Here is a 20,583-nt window from a genome sequence, read left to right as displayed (position 1 = left end):
AGGAACTCGCCCCGTCGGCGTGATGCGTATTCTACTCATCCTCACTTCCTTGTCAAACACTTTTTGCATTTTTTAAAAAGTATTTTTGGTCAGCCTGCTTTTTGTAAACGCACCTTGGCTATTCTTCGTTTTCCAACTTGGAGGATATGAGAAGACCCGGCGGCGAGGCTCATCGTTGTATCTGTGATTCGCTCACCGTCGAGTTTTACTGCACCTTGATTAATTAATCTTATAGACTCTGATGTACTTTTAGTCAAGTCGAGCTGTTTTAGGAGTTGTGCGATTGTCGTATTTTCATCATAGATCACCGCTTGCTCAACTAAGTCCTCAGGAATTTCGCCTTTTTGAAAGCGCTCGATAAAACTTTGGTGAGCTGCTTCAGCTTGTTCTATATTATGAAAACGTGTGATTATCTCTTTTGCAAATTCGATTTTTACGTCACGTGGATTAAGTCCTTCAGCTACGGCTTTTTTCATTGTTTCAATTTCTTTTCCCGATTTGAAACTGAGTAAATTGATATAACGCCACATTAACTCATCAGAGACCGACATCAGCTTTCCGAACATCGATTCGGCGGACTCACTAATACCTATATAATTGTTTAAAGATTTGGACATTTTCTTGATGCCATCGAGTCCTTCAATTAAAGGAGTCATCATGATCACCTGGGGTTCATGGCCAAAATGCTTCTGCAATTCCCGCCCCATCAGAAGATTAAATTTTTGATCAGTCCCTCCTAATTCAACATCTGCTTTTAATGCGACTGAATCATAGCCTTGAACAAGTGGATAAAGAAATTCGTGAATAGCAATCGGTTGGCCCGAACTATAGCGCTTGCTGAAATCATCTCTTTCTAACATTCTCGCAACCGTGTAAGTCCCTGCCAAACGAATCAGATCGGCAGCGCTCTTATTTCCCATCCATTCGGAGTTAAACTTTATAATCGTTTTTTCTTGATCAAGAATTTTGAAAACCTGCTCCTGATAAGTTTTGGCATTTTCAATAATTTCTTCTTGGCTCAGTGGCCTGCGGGTCACGTTTTTTCCTGTGGGGTCACCAATCATGGCTGTAAAATCGCCGATAAGAAAAATGACTTTATGGCCAAAGTGCTGAAACTGCCTGAGCTTATTAAGTAGTACAGTATGACCCAAATGAAGATCTGGGGCTGTTGGATCAAAACCAGCTTTGATGATTAAAGGCTTACCTTTGGATAATTTTTGTTCTAACCCTTGCTCCGGTAATATTTCTTCACATCCCCGTTGTAATTCATTACATACTGATTCATCAATTATCATGACAACAAAACCTTAATTTTAATGATTGACCTAACATCTTACAGCGAGTATCTTAGCCCGGTTATTCTATTCTCGCTAGAGGATAGAGCGAAGTTTGAAAACTTCTAGGTGGTAATGACTTAGTCTTGGCTGTTTCATCAATCAATAGATTGGGTTGAAGTACCTTAACTTAGTGGTCAGAACCAGACGATGACTGTAATTATTTGTAATATTTCGTGTCGATTTAGCCACGATAAAACGCTCAGATTTAATCTAAGCGGGTGCGCACGTGGAAGATGTACGAAACATCTAAAGTACATTATAACTGCTCGAGAAAATTCAAAAGCAGAATGTACTTTCAAATTAATTACTCAATATTTTGAGGGATGTAATCAGTTCGTTAGAATGGCTGCCCGAAAAGTATTTTTTACCGCTGCGCAGCGATAAAAAATAAGTTTCTTTGGGTAGTTAATATAGTAGAGTAGAATTGACGACTGACCAAAATAAACAGCATTCATCCAGGATGACAGTAGTAAAGGCAAAACATGGATCAACGACCCAATGTCTCAGTAGATAATTCAACTAAGCCATCTAAACTGATGGCTCTAATTGCATTGGTAATTGCATTTGCCCTACCTTTTATTTTAGTAAAATCGTTTTCACACAAGCAAAAAATAAGCTATAACAGCGAACAAGCTCTGCTTCCACCCCCATCACTAACAACCCCTTCAACAAAGCTGCAACGATTAACCAAGCGTCAATCAGCACCTGCTACCAAGAGCTCAGTAGGATCAGCCAAGGCTTCTGCAACTAAGACCCCAAGTGTAGCTCCTTTAAAAGAGACCAAACCGCAGGTCACTGCTACACCAAGACCAACTGAAGTTAAACCACAGCCTGCACCCGTCGCCTCAGCACCGCGCCCTAAGGAGAAGGAAAATGAATTAAAAACGATTAAAACTCGGCCAGGTGATTCACTTGCAGCTGTATTTAATCGGCTAGGCCTACCGTCTCAAACCTTGCACACTATTATGCGTGAAAATCCAAGCACTAAAAGCTTAGCAAGATTAAAACCTAATCAACAACTGCAATTCTTGATAAAAAATCGTACGCTGGAAAAAATGATTGCCCCTTTATCGAGCACTCAATTTATTGTCGTCAATCGAGAAGGTCGACATTATCGAAGTAAAATAAATTCCTATAAAGTGACTCAACAGAATCAGTATATTACAGCGACGGTGCGTGGTTCATTATATGGCACAGCCAAAAGCCATAACGTGCCTTATAAATTAATGCAGCAAATGACGGAGATATTTGCTTGGGATATCAATTTTGCGAAAGATGTGCGTGCAGGGGACCAGTTCACTATTATCTACAAAGCTCTATTTGTTGAAGACAAATTAGTAGGAACAGGCGACATTGTGGCAGTGAGCTATAAAAATCGTCGTGGTAAAACGTTTCAAGCTGTCTTGCATACTAGTCGAGGGGGTCGTTCTGATTACTACAGCCCTCAAGGCAGCAGCTTAAAAAATGCGTTCACTCGCTACCCCCTTCGATTTAGCCATATCAGCTCTACGTTTAGCTTATCTAGATATCACCCCATTCTTCGTTATAGAAGACCGCATAAAGGGGTGGATCTTGCTGCACCAATCGGGACACCTATTGTAGCAACTGGGGACGGTCGCATTGAAATTATTGGGCGTCAAAGTGGTTACGGCAATATGATTAAAATAAAGCATAATAAAACCTATAGCTCTATCTATGGGCATATGTTGAGATTTCAGAAAGGCTTATATAAAGGTAGTGTAGTCAAGCGGGGACAGGTTATTGGTTATGTCGGCCAAACTGGTTTAGCGTCAGGCCCGCATTGTCATTATGAATTCCACATCAATAACCAACCAAAAAATCCAACTACAGTTAATTTGCCTAGAGGCGATTCGGTACCATCCAGAGAACTAGCTCATTTTAAAGCAAACACCAATACCCTACTCACCCAACTGAAATTGTATGAGACGGGGCGCTTAACAAATCCAAATAAGAAAAATACTAAACTCGGTTAGGCCGAGAGTAAGTAATTTATAGCCCCATTATACGAGCCCGCAGTTAGCCCCTAGCAGTTAAGCTTCGCTTAATTTTTCTATGTTACTATCACTACCTTTGCATTTTATTTGGTGATTATGATGACTTTTCTTGGTCCTTTTTGGTGTCAACGTGATAGAGCATGGGTACGTTTTAATATTGATCAGGGCAGGGCTAGGGCCGAAATTTTTCAAGGAGATAGTACAATTTCAACCTGGCAATCGGTTGACCATGGAAGTTGGCCCACGAGTTATGGCCATGATCTGGAGGGACAAGAGATTTTCTACTCTTTAAAAAATGGTGTGCTTTATAGTACTGAAGGAAAAGCAAGCCGATGGGAGCCAGAAGAGTTTCAAGCCAACTATTATCTCGTAGATGGCTGGTCTTCCTATAATATTTCAGCAGAGAAAAGAAAAACCGGTTTTGATCCATTCACCGATTATCAGAAAGATGCAAGGCCATTAGCTCCTTATCACCAATTACCTCAAACACCAGAGATGGTAGAACAGGAAAAAGAAAGGATTAGAAGTGCACAAGAAACGGAAAATTTTAAATGGCAATCCTTTAAAAGAAGAGAGCTGCGTGCTCCTCAGCTTACAGCAGCTGCACGTGGTACTGTTTTCGCTGAAAACGTAAGCGCTTTAGCTCTATTATCAACCAAACTTGACCACGTATTAGCGGAATATCCCTACAATAAATTTGAAACTTGCGCTGATTATTTAAAATTCTTAAAACATCTCATTGAAATTTATGATGATCCGCTCCACCAACAAATTAATCAAGTAGCATACCAAACGGATGTAGATATTGAGTTGGGACTTGTAGGTGATGAGCTGCTTAGAAGAAGTCTAATAGAACATAAGAAAACTGTCTTTTTTAACTTATTGCGGGAGGAAGTAGCTTTTATTTGCCAGGAATTCAACAAAGAATACAATATTCTTAGTCCTGAAGATATTGCCGAGCCAGAGCTTGAACAGCCTTTACAAATTTACGAACGAGAACAAGAGCTCTATGAAACTATTTACGAAGGCTCTAATCCTGAACTGACTCAGCTTGAACAAATTCAAATTGCCGTTACTCTTGCCCAATGCAACTACAGAGAGTGGTTTGAGGACAAGTCTGGCGTTAAAGAAATTCGTGGGCGTGATGGCTTCTTTAGCCGATGGTTTTTCCGGCATGGTGATTCTGGGCAAAAGCGTGCCATTAACTTTAGTACTGAGATTCATGCAGAACAGATCACTGAAAATGAAGCGACTACTCTAGTAAATAGCTTACTGCGAGATAATAAGACTGCTTATCATCGTCATTCTTTCGCTTCTTTCCTACTTGACGAGTTGAAATTAATTCAGAATAGTCCCTGGAGCACTATAGCTGCAGACAGAGAATCAAATCTATATAATCAATCGACTGTGATTGATGCTTTGGAAAGCTATGTATATCATCAAATGCAGTGGTAAGGTAGTTTTTAGGCAATTTAGAAAGCGGGCTCAATTCTGAGCCCCGCGTTTTTCAAACCGTAATTCTTGCACAATTTATAGAGAGATATGGACTTAAATTTGTGAGTAGGACTTTTCCAGGTGCTGCAATCTCAGGACGCGCGGCCAAGTCTCGATACGATGAGATTTGATTATTGGAAATGTCCTCTTTTTAGGCAAAAAGATAACGACAAATCATTACACTCGCTATAACCCCAGCTAGATCAGCTAATAGCCCTGCAGGAATCGCGTGTCTTGTTCGTTTTATCCCCACTGCGCCAAAGTAAATTGCTATCACATAAAAAGTGGTTTCAGTACTTCCCATCATTGTAGCTGCAGTTTTACCGATGAAGGAATCCCCGCCGTATTGATGGATTAGCTCAGCCGTAACTCCTGTAGAAGCGCTACCTGAAAAGGGGCGTATTAAAGCGAGAGGAAGTAATTCGGATGGCATCCCTAAAGTAGATAAAATAGGCGCAAGCATAGCCTGCATGAGTTCAAAAAAACCAGAAGCTCGCAGCATTCCAATAGCAACTAGCATAGCAATTAAGTAGGGTATTATGCTCACGCTCGTTTCAAATCCCTGTTTTGCGCCGGTAACAAAGGCATCAAAAACATTGATTTTTTTCAATGCCCCATACAAGGGGATCCCAACAATAAACGCAAGAAAAATCCAATTGGATAACTGGTTGGCAAAATTACTCATTAGCTTCAGCCCCTCTAATTCGATAGGCAGGCAGCTTGGCTAATTGTTTAACTGCAAAAATAGCGACGATCGTAGAAATACTCGTTGCCACTATAGAACTAAAAATGACAGAGCTAGGATGTAAACTGCCATTAGCAGCAAGAAAAGCAATGGCAGTTGCGGGAATAAGTTGAACACTAGAAGTATTAATGGCCAAAAACGTACACATCGCATTCGTGGCTTCCTGAGCGTGAGGATTGAGCCGCTGCAACTCTTTCATGGCTTGCAATCCAAAGGGCGTCGCTGCATTAGCTAATCCCAGCATATTAGCCGCAAGATTTAGTACAATTGCTCCCATCGCAGGGTGATCAACTGGCACCTCTGGAAATAAAGGCCGTAGTATCGGTCGTAACATTCTTGCTAAGTGATTAATCAACCCTGATTCTGAGGCAATAGCCATTATCCCTAGCCACAGAGCCATAATACCGGCTAATCCCAATGCAATTTCAAATCCCAGTTTTGCTGACTCCGTTACTGCCATTACCACCTGATCGAGACGGCCTTGAACTAGGCCAACAATCAGCGAGAGAAAAATCATTCCTAGCCATATTGCATTGAGCATTCTATACCTCAGCAGCGAAATAGGTTAAAATATGCACTTTTTGTATGCCAACAGGAGAAAGCTATGCGCTCAGTCTACTGTAAGAAAGTAATAAAATGCATTGTTTTTGCAACGTTTCTCATTTTTTTATCTTGGCAGTCTACGGCAGCTGTCCACCCCAAACAACAAGAAGCAAATGAAATTATTACAGCACTATATCATAGCCTTGAGCACACACAGAATCCTGAAATGGCCACTCGGATCGATACAATAAGCGCTCAATTTATAGGTAAAATTTATATTCTCGGTGCATTAGGGGAAGGCTCTAAGGCTCGATTTGATCAAGAGCCCCGGTATCGAACTGATGGTTTTGATTGTGACACTTATGTAACAACCGTATTGGCCTTAGCACTGGCTAAAGATACGCAAGGCTTTAAACAGTGCATGTCTAGAGTCCGCTATAAAGATGGTAACGTCAGTTTTACGGCCCGCAATCATTTTACTTCAATCGATTGGAATTTTAATAACCAGAAGCAAGGGTATATAAAGGACATCACGGAGACGATAAAAGATAAAAATAATAAATCTGTCGTAGAAATAGCCACCGCATTGATTGACAAACCTTCCTGGTACCAGCATTTTACTGATAAGAATGTGCGCTTAAGTCCGTCTAATGAAGCGGCGCGAAGTAAACGATTAGACGAGCTTAAATTAAGAGGCGCTAAACTCCCTGTCCGGCTATCGCAGCTACCTTATCTACCACTGACAGCCTTATTTAATGCTCAGGGCAAGCCTAATCAATATCTATTTGCTCAAATACCTCATGCATCAATCGTAGAAATAATACGACCTAACTGGAATTTACAGGAGCAAATCGGAACCAATCTCAATATTTCTCATCTAGGTTTTGCTTTTTGGAAAAACGGGACACTCTACTTTCGACAGGCATCATCCCAATATGGCCATGTTGTCGAAGTTCCTTTGATAGATTACTTACATGAGGCCCTGAATAGCCCAACTATTAAAGGAATACATATAGAAGTGGTAGTGCCCAAAGCGCCTTTATCCGATGGATGCAGTGTGGATTCGAACTTATCTCTTGATTCAAAGCACGGCCTTAAATTAAGCAATAAGTTCCAATCGCGATAGTCCGATTGTAAGGTAATTTATAAAACTCGATATTTAAATTGGCAGAATAATTGCGCATTAAAAAAGCAAACAATTTTTCCTGCCAAAAAAACAGTAGTGTTTTCTTTTTCTTCGATGCAACCACATTCGGAATTTCAACTAAATAAGTCGCCGATTCCACTTTAAATTCAAAGGGGAGCAATTCATACTCAACAGCCTTGGCCAACGCTTTCGGCACGGAAATATTATCCATAAACCCATAGTGAAGGGTTAATTCGCATACTCGTTTATCGATTTGATTAATCTCAAAACGCTTGGAGGGATCAATATGAGGTTTATTTTCAACCGTATAACTGACAATCAAAATATTCTCTGGAACCGCATAACTTAACTTTAAAAAATGGAGAAAACTGCCGCCGCTGCGATCATAAGTATCGGTGAGAAAAATTGCTGTTATTCCTTTCAGATGTTGGAGTGATTTATAGTTTAACTGCTTAATAATTTTACTAATATCTTCTTTTTGCATGTAAACATTATTTTTCAAATATTGTAAGCCTAGATTCCAGGTGTACATAATCAAACTAATCGCTAAAGCAAAGCAGACTGGCACCCATCCTCCAGTGACAAATTTATGTGCATTAGCACCTAGAAAAATAAGGTCAATCATCAGGAAAGGAGTAAACACAACAATCACCCGCAACCAAGACCATTGCCAGATATGTCTAGCAGCATAAGTGACCATCGTGGTGACCAGTAACATGACTAGGTTAACAGCAATCCCATAAGCATGCGTCATATTGCTTGAATTTCTAAATGTAAAAATAAGCACCATTGTACCGAGGAACAAGAGTAAATTCATTTGTGGAATATAAATTTGCCCCACATGTTCTTTGGAGGTTTGAATCACGGGAATACGTGGGCACAATCCTAGCAATATTGCTTGTTTGGTTAATGAAAAAGTAGCAGTAATTACTGCCTGGGAAGCAATCACCGTGGCAATTGTGGCAAGAATCAATAAAGGGATAGAAAACCAACTCGGAGCAATCATATAAAAAGGATTTGCGATCGCCTCAGGATGACTAATTAAATGACCGCCCTGACCAAAATAGTTAAGCACTAAACTAGGTAAGACCACAAAATACCAACTATAACGAATGGGATTTTTGCCAAAATGGCCGATATCTGCATACAGAGCTTCTCCGCCAGTCACCACCAAAAATACACCACCTAATAAGTAGTAGCCTTTTAGACCGTTATTGCGTAAATAATCAAACGCATAGTAGGGATGAAGTGCTTGTAAGACAACGGGATGCCTAAAAATTTCTACAGTCCCTAAAATAGCAATGGTAATAAACCAGACTAATAATAATGGACCAAAGGTTGCACCAATTTTTGCGGTTCCATGTGACTGCATAATAAACAAAAGAATGAGGATGCCACAGGAAAAAGGAATAATAAAATCATCAAATTTAGGAGAAATTATCTTTAAACCTTCGATAGCACTCGTTACCGAAATAGCTGGAGTCAGCATCCCATCACCCAGCAATAGCCCGGCGCTAAAAATAGCCAATAAGTAAAAAAGATGCTCGTACTTGGTTTGCTTTTGTTTAAGGAGCGCTAATAAAGCCAAGCCGCCTCCTTCACCATCATTATCAGCACGAAAAACGATGACAAGGTACTTAATAGAAATGACTACAATTAATGACCAAAAAATTAACGATAAAACCCCTAGAATATCCACCTCAGTGAGGGGTAAATCACCTAGCGTCTCACGTAATGCATAAAGGGGACTGGTGCCAATATCCCCAAAAACCACGCCCAAAGCACCTAGAGACAAAGCCCAGGGAATTTTTTTGTCTTTTGTGGCCAAAATGCTATGTCCATTTAATTGATTATTTCAACTATAAACCAATAACTCTGCTGTTGCGTAGAATTCTCAAAATTTATTTTCATTAAAATTGGCAGGCTGGGCGAACTCTGATTGCGAAATCATAGTGGATGCTTAATAATGGAAAAATTCATATATAGAAGGAGTGGGAATGTCACACAAGAGCTCGATTGGGCGCTTGGGCTTAGTTTGCCTATTATCTTTAGCTTTTAGTGGCTGTTTCCATCCACCTTATAATCATTTCAAACCTTATCGTCGAGTTTATGTAACCACTCCTCCGGCTGTTGTAGTGGGAGCTGCTGCTGTGGCGGTTTCAGGAGGAGCACCTGTTCTTGCTGGAGCAGCGATAGGTACCGCGGTGGGTGCTGCAGTAGGTCTATATAAAGACACTAGACCTATGCTCATTAAGCAATTACAAAAATTAGACATCATGTATATTGAGTACGGCGATACCGTTACCCTTGTTGTTCCAACTGATCGTTACTATATCTTTAATAGCGCCCGACTCAATGATCTGTGTTTTGCCGGTTTAAATACGCTGATAAAATTGCTGGCAACATTTCGTAAATGTTGTCCAATTTATGTTGGTGGTTTTACTGACAATGTAGGTTCTCGGCATAGTAAAAACCTGATGTCACAAGCTCGAGCTGAGACCATGGTTACCTTTCTTTGGGCTAATGGTTTTGCTGCACGACGCTTGATCGCTGAGGGATATGGTGATAAAAACCCGGTTGGTGACAATAAACTCATCCATGGTAGTGCGTATAATCGTCGCATTGAAATTCAAATATTCAAAGATTGCTCAACTCCACAAGCTGAGCCAGTCCCAATAGGCGCTACAAAATAGTCTTTTGCTCTCTTGAGCGCCTAGCGAGTAGTAGGTGTTATAAATGAAATCCAGATTCATTGGCGGTATTCTTCTGATAGTAGGCACATCGATCGGCGGGGGCATGCTTGCATTGCCTGTAGCGAATGCAGCAACAGGTTTTTGGCAATCCTCTCTGTTTCTTTTACTTTGTTGGGCAATAATGACGCTTGGAGCGTTGTTTATTCTAGAAGCAAATCTTTATTTGCCGCAAGGTAAACACATGGTTTCTATGGCCGCAGCCACACTCGGCTCCCCAGGCCTTCTGACAGCTTGGCTCAGTTATCTTTTTTTACTTTATACCTTACTCTCTGCCTATATCTCAGGAGGGGCCGATGTGTTTGGCAATTTGTTTTCCCGAATAGGCATTCCTATTAATGAATGGCAGGCGAGCACTTTATTTACTCTTGTTTTTGGCCTTATTGTTTACGGTGGCATACGTCAAGTCGATTTATTTAATCGCGGGCTGATGTTTGGAAAATTGGCGGTTTATTTTATCCTCGTTTTGCTTATTGCTCCTCATATTCAACTGAATTATCTTCAGGGAGGAAATTATCAATACATTACCGGGACAGTAATGATTTTAATTACTTCCTTTGGTTTCGCGATTATTGTTCCCAATTTACGCGATTATTTTGATGATGATATTGTTTTACTTCGAAAAGTTGTCTTTATCGGTTCTCTTATCCCTTTAGTATGTTATTTGGCCTGGGATGCGGTCATTATTGGTAGTCTCCCGACAAACGGAAATACAGGGCTTGCTGGGTTAATGCACGAGGAGCATACCACTTCTGCGCTCGCTACCACGCTTTCCAACACCGTACAAAGTTCAGTGATAAGCTCATTATTTAATTTCTTTACTTCAATCTGCATGCTAACAGCTTTTCTCGGCGTTTCACTTTGTCTTATCAGCTTTTTAGCCGATGGTTTAAATCTAGAGCAACGCGGCAAACAGGGAATAGGATTATTCCTACTCACCTTTGTACCGCCCCTTTTAGTAGTAATTTATTATCCGGGCGCCTATATCCAGGCATTGAATTATGCAGGGATTTTTTGTGTAATCTTGCTGCTTTTACTACCTGCACTGATGACAGTTTATGGCAGAAAGAAATTTACTCCTCGTTATACGGTTCCTGGGGGCAAAATTTCTCAATGGGTTGTTATTGTTTTTTCCATTTTGCTTCTTGCAAATTCAATTTGGGAACTGATTCCCCATAAGGGTTAAACAAGCTAAGAACATTGACAACAAGCGGCTTTTTCACGTACCATATTGTTTTAATTTTGTACAAATGGATTTTATAGTGGCTAATTCCAAATTTATTGGTGGTATCTTATTAATCGTTGGTACCTCCATTGGTGGAGGTATGTTAGCTCTACCCGTTTCAACTGCTGAGGTAGGCTTTACTAACTCGATTTTTTTCTTAATCTTCTGTTGGTTGGTTATGACTGTAGGTGCCTTACTCATTCTTGAGGTCAATCTGCGCTTACCTGCAGGGAGTAATATGGTTTCCATGGCCAGTAAGACTTTAGGCTTACCCGGACAAGTTATAGCTTGGATTACCTATCTTTTACTGCTCTATACCTTATTAGCAGCTTATATTGCAGGCGGTTCTGATGTTTTAAATAGTTTACTGCAAAAGGCTCATATCAGTTTCCCAACCTGGCTTACCTCCTTTCTTTTCACGATAATCTTTAGTTTGGTTGTTTACGGCGGTATTCGCTCCGTTGATTATGTCAATCGCGGTCTCATGTTTGGTAAATTAGGAGTCTACCTACTTTTAGTAGTTATTATTAGCCCGCATATTGATCTTAATTCGCTAAGTGGCGGCTCAGTGAAAGCGGTCACTGGCAGTCTGATGGTATTAATTACTTCTTTTGGTTTTGCTTCTATCGTACCTAGTTTACGTGAATATTTTCAAGATGACGTTCACAGCTTACGAAAAGTGATTCTTCTTGGTTCTTTGATTCCTCTCAGTTGCTACATTCTTTGGGATGCGGTAATTATGGGAGTTGTTCAACGTGAAGGATCGGGGGGATTAATTTCCTTAATGACCAATGAACACGCAATCAGTGGGCTAACCAATTCCCTATCCACAGCAGTCAATAGCGACTTGATCACAGGGTTTTTTAATTTTTTCACTTCAATTTGCATGGTAACCGCTTTTCTTGGTGTTTCAATTGGCTTATTTGATTTTTTAGCCGATGGATTAACTCTGAAAAAAACAGGACTTCAAGGAAAATCTACTTTAGCCTTAACTTTTGTTCCACCTCTCGCAGTTGTTCTCTTTAATCCAGGAATTTACTTACACGCATTCAAGTATGCAGGCGTTTGCTGTGTGATTTTATTGCTCCTTTTACCTGCTTTAATGACTTGGCGTGCGCGTCGGGTTGATCCGGAAGGAGGAATTTGGATTGTACCTGGTGGAAATTTAAGTCTTGGTTTAGTCGCATTAACTGCTCTATTTTTATTGACTATTGCGATGTGAGTGGTTCAGTTTAGGGAGTGATAGTTCACTCCTCTTCAACACCTACTCAAGTAACACAAAGTATAAAATACGTCTTTTAATTTTCTAGCAACCACTAGTTATTTTTTCAATATTGAGTAATACTTCACCCAACTAATTCGCTTTTTTGACATGACTAGAATAAGACCATTCCTGAAATGGGCAGGTAGTAAAATTCACTGCTTAGAAACTATTTTAAACTCCCTACCCCCGGCAAATCGGCTTATTGAGCCCTTTACAGGTTCAGGCGCAATCTTCATTAATTCAAACTATCCAGATTATTTGTTGGCCGAAGGAAATAACGATTTAATCAGTTTATTTCGTTGCTTGCAGGAAGAAGGAGAAGAATTTATTAATTATTGTGCTGAGTTTTTTTCCAAGCAAAATAATTGTGCTGACCAATATTATCAATTTAGAAAACTATTTAATCAGAGTACTGATTTAAAATATAAATCCGCTGTGTTTCTCTATTTAAATCGTCATGGATACAACGGATTATGCCGTTATAATCAAAAAGGTATCTACAATGTACCGTTTGGGCGGTACCTAAATCCTTATTTTCCTCGTAAAGAGATGACCTATTTTTATCAGAAATCCAAGTTAGCTCAATTCGTGCAAAGCGATTTTCGCCAAACCTTTCAACAAGCACAGCCAGGCGATATCATTTATTGCGATCCCCCCTATGTTCCTTTGTCTTCGAGTGCACATTTTTCGTCATATACAAGTAGAAAGTTTAGCGAGCAGGATCAGATTGATCTAGCAGCTTTAGCTTTAGAAGGTGCTCAAAGAGGGGTTACTGTCGTGATTTCCAATCATGATACCAGCTTCACGCGTCACCATTATCGTCACGGCCGAATCCATTCTTTTCCTGTGAAACGATTAATTAGCTGCCAAGCAAATACTCGTTCTGCAGTACAAGAATTAGTGGCGATCTTTTGCCACGAATCCTTAATGAGCAAGTGAGCGATAATCCTTCATAAAAAATGCAAGAATAGTAACCATTAGCAGTGAAATAGGTAAGATAGAAAGGGCGATTTGATAATCTACTACAGTGTATATATGCTCTCCCCCAATAATGCCACTATCACCAAAGGTATCGAGTAACTTTCCTACTAAAGGTTGGAAGATTACGCCACCTAAAGTTACAATCATGTTTGTGGCAGCAAAAACAGTTCCGGATAACTCAGCTCCAGAATTCTCTTTTGCCATTATAAAAACAATAATTTCAGTTGCGCTGAATACTCCATAGAGGAACAACAACACATTTAATGAGACATAAGACAGGCCAGGATAATAAAGTACTAAAGAGATGCAAATAAAGGCCATTATAGCACCGACAACCAACGGTAAAACACGACGGCCTGAACTATCTGATAAAAAGCCAGCAATTGGGGCACCAACAGCCCAACCCAAGAACATTGCTGAAATGGTTCTAGCAGCTTCAGTTTTAGTCAGATGATGAGCTTGCTCAAGGTAGGTTTTACCCCATAGCTCGCCGAAAACCGAAAGAGAAGTATATAAGCAAGCACCAACAAAACCAATTAACCAAACTTGCGGTGAAGATAAAACACGCCAAACATTATAAAAAAACTCTGGTAATGGATGGCTATGAGGCGAATATCCTTCTGGTCCATCTCGCACCACTAAGAAAATAAGGACGCTGAGTACTGCGCCTATAGTCACCATCATGCCTAATACATGATGCCAACCCATTGTAATCGCTATATCGGTAATCTTGACTTCACCATAGACAAGCCCCAGCATGCCTAGAGTGGTGATCAGTCCTGCAACGAGAGAAAAATAGCGTCGGGGTAGCCAATGCAAAGCTAATGATAAAACACCGACAAAAGCAAAAGAGGAACCAAATCCTACTAAAAACCGACCGCTGCCAGCAATAAAGATTGAAGTGGTGTTAGTAAACATCCAAGATCCAAGCGTACAACAGAGACAAGCAAAAGTTAGTAAGCGTCTAGGACCAAAACGATCCATTAACATACCCACAGGAAGTTGCATGGGTGAGTAAGCGAAATAATAAAAAGCTGACAGTTGACCAAAAGTAGTTGCTGAAATATGGCCAAATGCTGCGCTTAATTCACTCTGCAAAGCCCCAGGAATAATTCGTAATACAAATTCATAACAGTAAAAAAAAGCGCCCACCGCACAGACTAAGCTACCAAATAGTGCTTGTTTTCTACTGATCGCCATCGTCTTAGTTATCTGCATTAGCATAAGTTTCCTTCAAAAAGAAGGTCAATAAGGCAGCAATAATGATACCGATGGGGATAATGGACAGTGCAAACTGATAATCCTCTGAAGTATATAGTTGCTGTAATTTATCTACAGGTACAGCCTGTAGTGGTACATTTGCCATGTGAGTTGACAAACTTAAATCCAATAATCGTCCCACTAAAGGCTGTAAAAACATTGCACCTAGCATCACGATCATGTTTGTCATTGCCATCGCTGTACCCGCTGCTTCATTTGGACTAAGCTCACGACCTACCGCAAAAACAATACATTGAGCACTATATAAAAGTCCTAATAGAAACAAGAGTGCATTGATTTGGTACCCTGTCAAACCTGGTAGATAGAGCACAATCATCATCACAATCCCAGCTCCGGTAGCTCCAAAGAGCATAGGAAGTTTGCGACGTTTTAGCCTATCAGAGATATAGCCCATCAAAGGCGCACCAACAGTAAACCCTAAGAACAGCAAGGAATTCGCAAAATCAGCATCTGGTTGGGATAAATTATGAGCATGTTTTAGATAGGGAATACCCCATAACTCAGCAAACACTGTCGTTGGTAAATACACCAAACAGCCGAACATACCGTTTATCCAAATCTGCTTATTGCGCGCAATGATTCCTAGATCGATCATGCTTTTCTTGAAATTAGCGACGGTCCCACTTCGACGTTGATGACTTTTCTTATCGCGGATACCAAACCATAGTACAACCGCTAAACCAAGTCCAAAATAAGCAGTGAGGTTTACTGTTTGGCGCCAACCAATGCTTAGAACTAAGCTACCAAGCAGATTGTCACCAATCATAGCCCCGATAGTTCCAAGCGCTGCGGCCAAGCCAGCGACCATAGCTAATTTATTTTCGGGAAGCCAAATCGTTGCAAGCTTTAAAACACCAACGAAAGCAAAAGCTGAACCAAACCCAACTAAAAAACGTCCAACCGCAGCAACCCAAAATACCGTGGTGCCAGCAAAAATAAAGGTTCCCACCACACAAATTAAACAAGCTATTGTTATCAGTAATCTTGGGCCGTAGCGATCTAATAAGACTCCGACAGGTATTTGCAAGGGAACATAAGCATAATAATAAAAAGCAGATAGCAGTCCAAAACTTGTTGCAGACAAATTAAAATGATCGCGAAGTGCATGCTCCATGACACTAGGTGATATACGCAGAAAATATTCATAGCTGTAATATACTGCTCCAAGCCCGCAAATTAGCCAGGCCATTAACAGGTATTTTCGATTAGTATCAGTATACAAAACACACTCCTTCACTTAATCAATTAAGTACGAGAATCAATTAAGGTATCAGTAACCAGTTCTGCTCACACCACTCGCTCTAGCTGCTTTAGCAACGGCTAATGCTACCCGCTCTTTTAACCGCGGATCAATGGGTTTGGGAATGAAATAGTCTGGACCGAAATCCCAATTAGTCATTCCTGGATAGTTATCCTTGACAACTTGTGGAACTGGCTCAAGCACTAGCTGACGAATTGCTTCAACAGCAGCAATCTGCATTGACTGATTGATACAGGTTGCACGTACATCAAGTGCCCCACGGAAAATGTAGGGGAAGCAGAGAACATTATTCACCTGATTAGGATAATCACTACGCCCGGTCGCAATAATTAAATCTTCACGAACTTTGTGAGCAACTTCTGGTCTTATTTCCGGATCAGGATTAGATAAAGCAAAAATGATAGGTCTTGGTGCCATTAATTGTAACAACTCGGCATTGAGTAAATCAGGCTTCGCAACACCAATAAACACATCGGCATCGACCAGAGCATCTGCAAGGGTACGTTTGTCAGTATTTCGTGCGAAAGCATACTTATAGGGATTTAAATCCTGTCTGCCCGTATGAATCACACCTTTTGTATCTAAAAGCAGCATCTTATTTTTATCTGCACCGAGAGCCGTCAGTAATTTCATGGATGCTATACCCGCTGCCCCAGCACCGATACAAACGATATTCACATCAGCAAGTCTCTTATCTTGTAAGTCAAGCGCATTCAATAAGCCAGCAGCAACTACTATTGCGGTACCATGTTGATCATCATGAAATACCGGAATATTTAACTGCTCAATCAAAGCTTGCTCGATCTCGAAGCACTCTGGCGCTTTAATATCTTCTAAATTGATGCCACCAAATGTGGGTGAAATCCGCTTCGCAGTCGCTACGAAAGCTTGCGGATCAGCAGCATCGATTTCTATATCAAATACGTCAATGTTAGCAAAACGCTTAAATAATACGGCCTTACCTTCCATTACAGGTTTACTGGCTAAAGGACCAACATTGCCTAAGCCAAGGACCGCTGTGCCATTTGTCATTACGGCGACCAAATTGGCTTTTGCCGTATAACGGAAAACATCATCTGGGTTTTCAGCTATAGCGAGCACTGGCTCTGCAACACCCGGTGTATAAGCAAGTGATAAATCATCTTGCGAATTAGTTGGTTTAGTAATTTGCACTTCGAGCTTTCCCGGGACAGGATACTCGTGGTAATACAGTGCACGTTGCTTTAATACATCTTTGTCCAAAGTGCTTACTCTCTTTTCAAACAGCTCAGCGGGAAATCATATAGAAAAACGCCTGAGTTGAACAGTGATTTTTAACAAAAACAGGCGCATATTTCATGCGCCCACTGAGTCTTTTTTTGGTATAATGGCTTAATTTTTACAAGCTGAACTCAAATCTACCACCTGGCGAAATTTGTTTGTAAAGCCAAGCAATTAGGTTTGATTTAACCAAAATTAGATTAACTAACTTCTTCGCCGCGTTTTTTGTAACGATCACGGAATCGTTGTACTCGACCACCAGTGTCAACTAGTTTTTGTTTTCCTGTGTAAAAAGGATGGCACTGAGAACAAACTTCAATGTTCAAGTCTTTGCCTAGTGTTGAACCAGTTTCAAAGGAATGACCGCAACTGCAAGTAACATTGATTATTTTATAATCTGGATGGATTGAAGCTTTCATAACTACTCTCTCTTTGCAAACGAGCATCGCCACCTGGACCTTATGCCAAGCACCATACTCTTCTAATAAATGAGGCGCAACATTAGCAGAAATCTAATTATAGATCAATTTTTTCCTGTTTGCTCGGCATTAATGCAGGGTTAAATTGTTGGTCTAAGACCAACCGACCCAGTTTTAATCAGAGCCAGACTTCGACAGGCTTGCGGCCTCAGCAGCCCGAACGGATTTATCCTCACGATTGGTCATCTCGCCTTCTAAGGCGATGACATTCATGCAAAAGGGAATCAATGCTCGGATACTTCTAAGTCTAATTCAACCCAAACAGGTGCATGGTCTGATGGTCGCTCCCATTTTCTTGGTTCTTTATCAATTTGCGATTGCTTGCATACTTCGATTAATTCTTTGCTTAAAAGCAAATGATCAATGCGTAATCCCATATTACGTCTGAATGCACCGGCACGATAATCCCACCAACTAAATAACTTTTCTTCTTGAGGAAAATGACGAAAACTGTCGACCAGACCCATGGTTATTAATCCATTAAATTCTTGGCGTTCTGGCGGACTTACAAACAAACAGTCTTGCCATATTGCTGGATCGTGGACATCACGATCATCGGGTGCAATATTAAAATCGCCAACCACTGCAACTTTGGGGTAAAGCACTAGCTGTTGCTTGATATAAGCAGAAACATTTTCTAACCATTTTAGTTTGTAGAAATATTTTTCAGAATTTAACTCAGAGCCGTTGGGAACATAAAGATTAATTAAACGAATTCCAGCAATTGTTGCAACCAAAATTCGTCGTTGAGTATCATCAAAATCGGGAATATCAGTGAGCACATCTTCGATGGGATATCGACTTATAATGGCCATGCCGTTATACGATTTTTGTCCAGCATAGACAATATAATAGCCCCGCTCTATAAAAACCTCTTTGGGGAAATTTTCATCAATGAGTTTCGTTTCCTGCATCGCTAAGATATCAATCGCTGAGGAATCCAACCAGGTTAAAACATGCTCTAAGCGAATTTTTAATGAATTTACGTTCCAGCTAGCCAGTCTAAGCACACCAATCCCCTTCATACTCAATAATTAGTGGAGCATGATCAGACCAGCGTTTTTCACGCGAAACACTGACATTTTTAACACTGTCAGTTAAACCTGGCGTAATGACTTGATAATCGATTCTCCAACCGACATTTTTATCCCATGCGCTAGGACTACGATAACTCCACCATGTGTATTGCTCTTCTTCTTGATTACGTACACGAAAGGCATCAATGAAACCCATATCACCAAAAAGCTTATCCATCCATACCCGCTCTTCGGGTAAAAACCCGGAATTTTTTTGATTGCCACGCCAATTTTTTAAGTCAATTTTTTTATGGGCAATATTGTAATCACCGCAGAGAATCAACTCGCGACCTTCGTTTTTTAATTTCATTAAATGCTCAGCAAAACGATCTAAAAAATCATATTTCACTTTCTGACGAACTTCCCCGCTGGTCCCTGAAGGGAGATAAAGAGAAATGACACTCAATTTTGGATAATCAAATTGAATATATCGCCCTTCATTATCACAATAATCAAATCCCAGCCCCCTTAAGATACGTTCGGGTTGCTTGCGAGCATAAATTGCCACACCACTATAGCCTTTCTTTTCTGCATTGTAGTACTCACAAAAATACCCCGCAGGATAAAAGAGTTCGCCCAAAGTAAGTTGAGATGCTTGCACTTTCGTTTCCTGAAGACAGACAAAATCCGGATTTTGCGCTGTTAACCATTCATAAAAACCATTCCGTGCAGCCGCTCGGATTCCATTTGCATTAAAACTAATTATTTTCACTGGATTTCTCGTTTAAATAAAAAATCATGACCTTACCTCAGTCCTTTAACTGAATACAAGAGCTACGTCGTTTGGGAATAGGCTAAAGCAACAGCAAGCTCTCCCAAGCGTTTACCTAGATATTTTGCTAAATTAATTTCATCGGAACTTAAATGATTATCATTACTAGCTCCTGCAACATGCGTAACTCCATAAGGCGTTCCACCACTTTGAGTGCTTGTTAGTAATGGTTCCGTATAAGGCAAACCCATTAAAAGCATGCCATGATGAAATAAAGGCAACATCATACTGATCAAAGTTGTTTCTTGTCCTCCATGCATCGAAGCAGAAGAAGAAAACACACAGGCTGGTTTATTGACTAAATCGCCAGCAAGCCACAAGGGGGTAGTATTATCTAAAAAATATTTCAGCGGAGAGGCCATATTGCCAAACCGTGTTGGACTTCCGAGCGCAAGACCCTGGCTGTAACGCAAATCATCCAAGTTTGCATAAGGAGCACCGCTATCAGGAACAGATTTATCCACGGCTTCACAAGTTGCCGAGATGGGTGGAACAGTTCTTAAGCGTGCTTCAATCCCTTCAACTGATTCAACTCCACGAGCAATGTATTGTGCTAATTGAGCGGTTTTTCCATTGCGAGAGTAATAGAGAACTAGCACATAAGGTTTATTAGCCATTAATTAACTCCATCACTTTTTCTGGCGGCCGAGCGACGATCATTCGCTCCCCTAAAACCACGATTGGCCTTTGTAAAAGTTGAGGATGACTAATGATTGCTTGTAATAGAGTTTCATCCTCTGCATTGGCTAACTGTAGTTCTTTATAAATCGCCTCATTATCGCGAATTATCGCTTTCATACCTAAATGCTTAGCAAAATGACGTAAAAGGTCGATTGCAATAGGCTCTTGCAGATAGTTAATCACTTCGACCTCATCTAGGGCCTGTTGCAATAATTGCAAACAAGCACGAGATTTTGAACAACGTGGATTATGATAGATAGTTATCATGGACT

Annotated in this window: 19 protein-coding genes; 7 read left to right on the top strand and 12 right to left on the bottom strand. The window is 40.5% G+C overall.

What is annotated here, in order from left to right; genetic code table 11:
- Nucleotides 1-89: 89 nt before the first annotated feature.
- Complete coding sequence (gene tyrS / locus Ldro_RS04305) at nt 90-1,295, bottom strand: tyrosine--tRNA ligase (protein WP_058495188.1); 1,206 nt, start codon at nt 1,293-1,295, stop codon at nt 90-92.
- A 524-nt stretch (nt 1,296-1,819) separates the two neighbouring features.
- Here tyrS and Ldro_RS04300 point away from each other — a divergent pair.
- Both Ldro_RS04300 and Ldro_RS04295 read left to right on the top strand, forming a co-directional pair.
- Nucleotides 1,820-3,331, top strand: coding sequence for a peptidoglycan DD-metalloendopeptidase family protein (locus Ldro_RS04300; RefSeq protein ID WP_058495187.1), 1,512 nt, complete (start codon nt 1,820-1,822; stop codon nt 3,329-3,331).
- A 117-nt stretch (nt 3,332-3,448) separates the two neighbouring features.
- Nucleotides 3,449-4,807, top strand: coding sequence for a hypothetical protein (locus Ldro_RS04295; protein ID WP_131764416.1), 1,359 nt, complete (start codon nt 3,449-3,451; stop codon nt 4,805-4,807).
- 190 nt (nt 4,808-4,997) lie between these two features.
- On the opposite strand, the gene Ldro_RS04290 is transcribed toward Ldro_RS04295, so the two are convergent.
- Nucleotides 4,998-5,531: a spore maturation protein gene (locus Ldro_RS04290; protein ID WP_058495185.1), complete on the bottom strand. Its 534-nt coding sequence runs from the start codon at nt 5,529-5,531 to the stop codon at nt 4,998-5,000.
- Entirely contained in the window at nt 5,524-6,132 is a 609-nt protein-coding gene (locus Ldro_RS04285; RefSeq protein ID WP_058495184.1) for a nucleoside recognition domain-containing protein, read from the bottom strand. Before Ldro_RS04285 ends, Ldro_RS04290 begins: the two co-directional genes overlap by 8 nt.
- Nucleotides 6,133-6,195: 63 nt before the next feature.
- Between Ldro_RS04285 and Ldro_RS04280 the strand changes: the two genes are divergently transcribed.
- Nucleotides 6,196-7,260, top strand: coding sequence for an N-acetylmuramoyl-L-alanine amidase-like domain-containing protein (locus Ldro_RS04280; RefSeq protein WP_058495183.1), 1,065 nt, complete (start codon nt 6,196-6,198; stop codon nt 7,258-7,260).
- Here the strand turns inward: Ldro_RS04280 and Ldro_RS04275 are convergent.
- A complete protein-coding gene (locus Ldro_RS04275; protein ID WP_058495182.1) occupies nt 7,229-9,109 on the bottom strand; it encodes a potassium transporter Kup in 1,881 nt (626 codons plus the stop codon). The two genes, Ldro_RS04280 and Ldro_RS04275, sit on opposite strands and share 32 nt — an antisense overlap.
- 169 nt (nt 9,110-9,278) lie before the next feature.
- Here Ldro_RS04275 and cmpA point away from each other — a divergent pair, with 169 nt between their 5' ends.
- From cmpA to Ldro_RS04255, 4 genes are all read left to right on the top strand, one after another.
- Nucleotides 9,279-9,974 (top strand): C-OmpA-like family protein CmpA, encoded by a 696-nt coding sequence (gene cmpA, locus Ldro_RS04270; RefSeq protein ID WP_058495181.1) that lies wholly within the window; start codon nt 9,279-9,281, stop codon nt 9,972-9,974.
- 43 nt (nt 9,975-10,017) lie between these two features.
- Entirely contained in the window at nt 10,018-11,217 is a 1,200-nt protein-coding gene (locus Ldro_RS04265; RefSeq protein WP_058495180.1) for an amino acid permease, read from the top strand.
- Nucleotides 11,218-11,293: 76 nt separating this feature from the next.
- Nucleotides 11,294-12,478 (top strand): amino acid permease, encoded by a 1,185-nt coding sequence (locus Ldro_RS04260; RefSeq protein WP_058495179.1) that lies wholly within the window; start codon nt 11,294-11,296, stop codon nt 12,476-12,478.
- A gap of 150 nt (nt 12,479-12,628) precedes the next feature.
- Nucleotides 12,629-13,459: a Dam family site-specific DNA-(adenine-N6)-methyltransferase gene (locus tag Ldro_RS04255; protein WP_058495178.1), complete on the top strand. Its 831-nt coding sequence runs from the start codon at nt 12,629-12,631 to the stop codon at nt 13,457-13,459.
- Here the strand turns inward: Ldro_RS04255 and Ldro_RS04250 are convergent.
- The 8 genes from Ldro_RS04250 to arsC form a co-directional block, all read right to left on the bottom strand.
- Complete coding sequence (locus tag Ldro_RS04250) at nt 13,445-14,719, bottom strand: MFS transporter (protein WP_058495192.1); 1,275 nt, start codon at nt 14,717-14,719, stop codon at nt 13,445-13,447. The two genes, Ldro_RS04255 and Ldro_RS04250, sit on opposite strands and share 15 nt — an antisense overlap.
- Nucleotides 14,706-15,971, bottom strand: a complete 1,266-nt coding sequence (locus Ldro_RS04245; RefSeq protein WP_420795404.1) for an MFS transporter — start codon at nt 15,969-15,971, stop codon at nt 14,706-14,708. Before Ldro_RS04245 ends, Ldro_RS04250 begins: the two co-directional genes overlap by 14 nt.
- An 81-nt stretch (nt 15,972-16,052) precedes the next feature.
- A complete protein-coding gene (locus tag Ldro_RS04240) occupies nt 16,053-17,285 on the bottom strand; it encodes a malic enzyme-like NAD(P)-binding protein (RefSeq protein WP_058495176.1) in 1,233 nt (410 codons plus the stop codon).
- 218 nt (nt 17,286-17,503) lie between these two features.
- Entirely contained in the window at nt 17,504-17,722 is a 219-nt protein-coding gene (gene rpmE, locus Ldro_RS04235) for a 50S ribosomal protein L31 (protein ID WP_058495175.1), read from the bottom strand.
- A gap of 284 nt (nt 17,723-18,006) precedes the next feature.
- The gene (xth, locus tag Ldro_RS04230) at nt 18,007-18,792 is read right to left on the bottom strand and encodes an exodeoxyribonuclease III (RefSeq protein ID WP_058495174.1); all 786 of its coding nucleotides are present in this window, start codon (nt 18,790-18,792) and stop codon (nt 18,007-18,009) included.
- Entirely contained in the window at nt 18,785-19,570 is a 786-nt protein-coding gene (locus tag Ldro_RS04225) for an exodeoxyribonuclease III (protein WP_058495173.1), read from the bottom strand. The genes xth and Ldro_RS04225 overlap by 8 nt, the downstream gene beginning before the upstream one ends.
- 62 nt (nt 19,571-19,632) lie before the next feature.
- Complete coding sequence (gene wrbA, locus Ldro_RS04220) at nt 19,633-20,247, bottom strand: NAD(P)H:quinone oxidoreductase (RefSeq protein WP_058495172.1); 615 nt, start codon at nt 20,245-20,247, stop codon at nt 19,633-19,635.
- Nucleotides 20,240-20,578 carry an arsenate reductase (glutaredoxin) gene (gene arsC / locus Ldro_RS04215; RefSeq protein ID WP_058495171.1) on the bottom strand — a complete coding sequence of 113 codons (339 nt, stop codon included), beginning with the start codon at nt 20,576-20,578 and terminating at the stop codon, nt 20,240-20,242. The genes wrbA and arsC overlap by 8 nt, the downstream gene beginning before the upstream one ends.
- Nucleotides 20,579-20,583 lie beyond the last annotated feature (5 nt).

It is taken from the genome of Legionella drozanskii LLAP-1, from assembly GCF_001467585.1.
GTDB lineage: Bacteria > Pseudomonadota > Gammaproteobacteria > Legionellales > Legionellaceae > Tatlockia > Tatlockia drozanskii.
The sequence above is the reverse complement of the archived record's forward strand: the minus strand, read 5'-3'. Positions and strand labels throughout refer to the sequence as shown.

Coding starts and splice junctions, on each gene's coding strand:
- tyrS (WP_058495188.1), bottom strand. CDS start 1,295: ATGATAATTGATGAATCAGTATGTAATGAATTACAACGGGGATGTGAA.
- Ldro_RS04300 (WP_058495187.1), top strand. CDS start 1,820: ATGGATCAACGACCCAATGTCTCAGTAGATAATTCAACTAAGCCATCT.
- Ldro_RS04295 (WP_131764416.1), top strand. CDS start 3,449: ATGATGACTTTTCTTGGTCCTTTTTGGTGTCAACGTGATAGAGCATGG.
- Ldro_RS04290 (WP_058495185.1), bottom strand. CDS start 5,531: ATGAGTAATTTTGCCAACCAGTTATCCAATTGGATTTTTCTTGCGTTT.
- Ldro_RS04285 (WP_058495184.1), bottom strand. CDS start 6,132: ATGCTCAATGCAATATGGCTAGGAATGATTTTTCTCTCGCTGATTGTT.
- Ldro_RS04280 (WP_058495183.1), top strand. CDS start 6,196: ATGCGCTCAGTCTACTGTAAGAAAGTAATAAAATGCATTGTTTTTGCA.
- cmpA (WP_058495181.1), top strand. CDS start 9,279: ATGTCACACAAGAGCTCGATTGGGCGCTTGGGCTTAGTTTGCCTATTA.
- Ldro_RS04265 (WP_058495180.1), top strand. CDS start 10,018: ATGAAATCCAGATTCATTGGCGGTATTCTTCTGATAGTAGGCACATCG.
- Ldro_RS04255 (WP_058495178.1), top strand. CDS start 12,629: ATGACTAGAATAAGACCATTCCTGAAATGGGCAGGTAGTAAAATTCAC.
- Ldro_RS04250 (WP_058495192.1), bottom strand. CDS start 14,719: ATGCAGATAACTAAGACGATGGCGATCAGTAGAAAACAAGCACTATTT.
- Ldro_RS04245 (WP_420795404.1), bottom strand. CDS start 15,971: ATGGCCTGGCTAATTTGCGGGCTTGGAGCAGTATATTACAGCTATGAA.
- rpmE (WP_058495175.1), bottom strand. CDS start 17,722: ATGAAAGCTTCAATCCATCCAGATTATAAAATAATCAATGTTACTTGC.
- wrbA (WP_058495172.1), bottom strand. CDS start 20,247: ATGGCTAATAAACCTTATGTGCTAGTTCTCTATTACTCTCGCAATGGA.
- arsC (WP_058495171.1), bottom strand. CDS start 20,578: ATGATAACTATCTATCATAATCCACGTTGTTCAAAATCTCGTGCTTGT.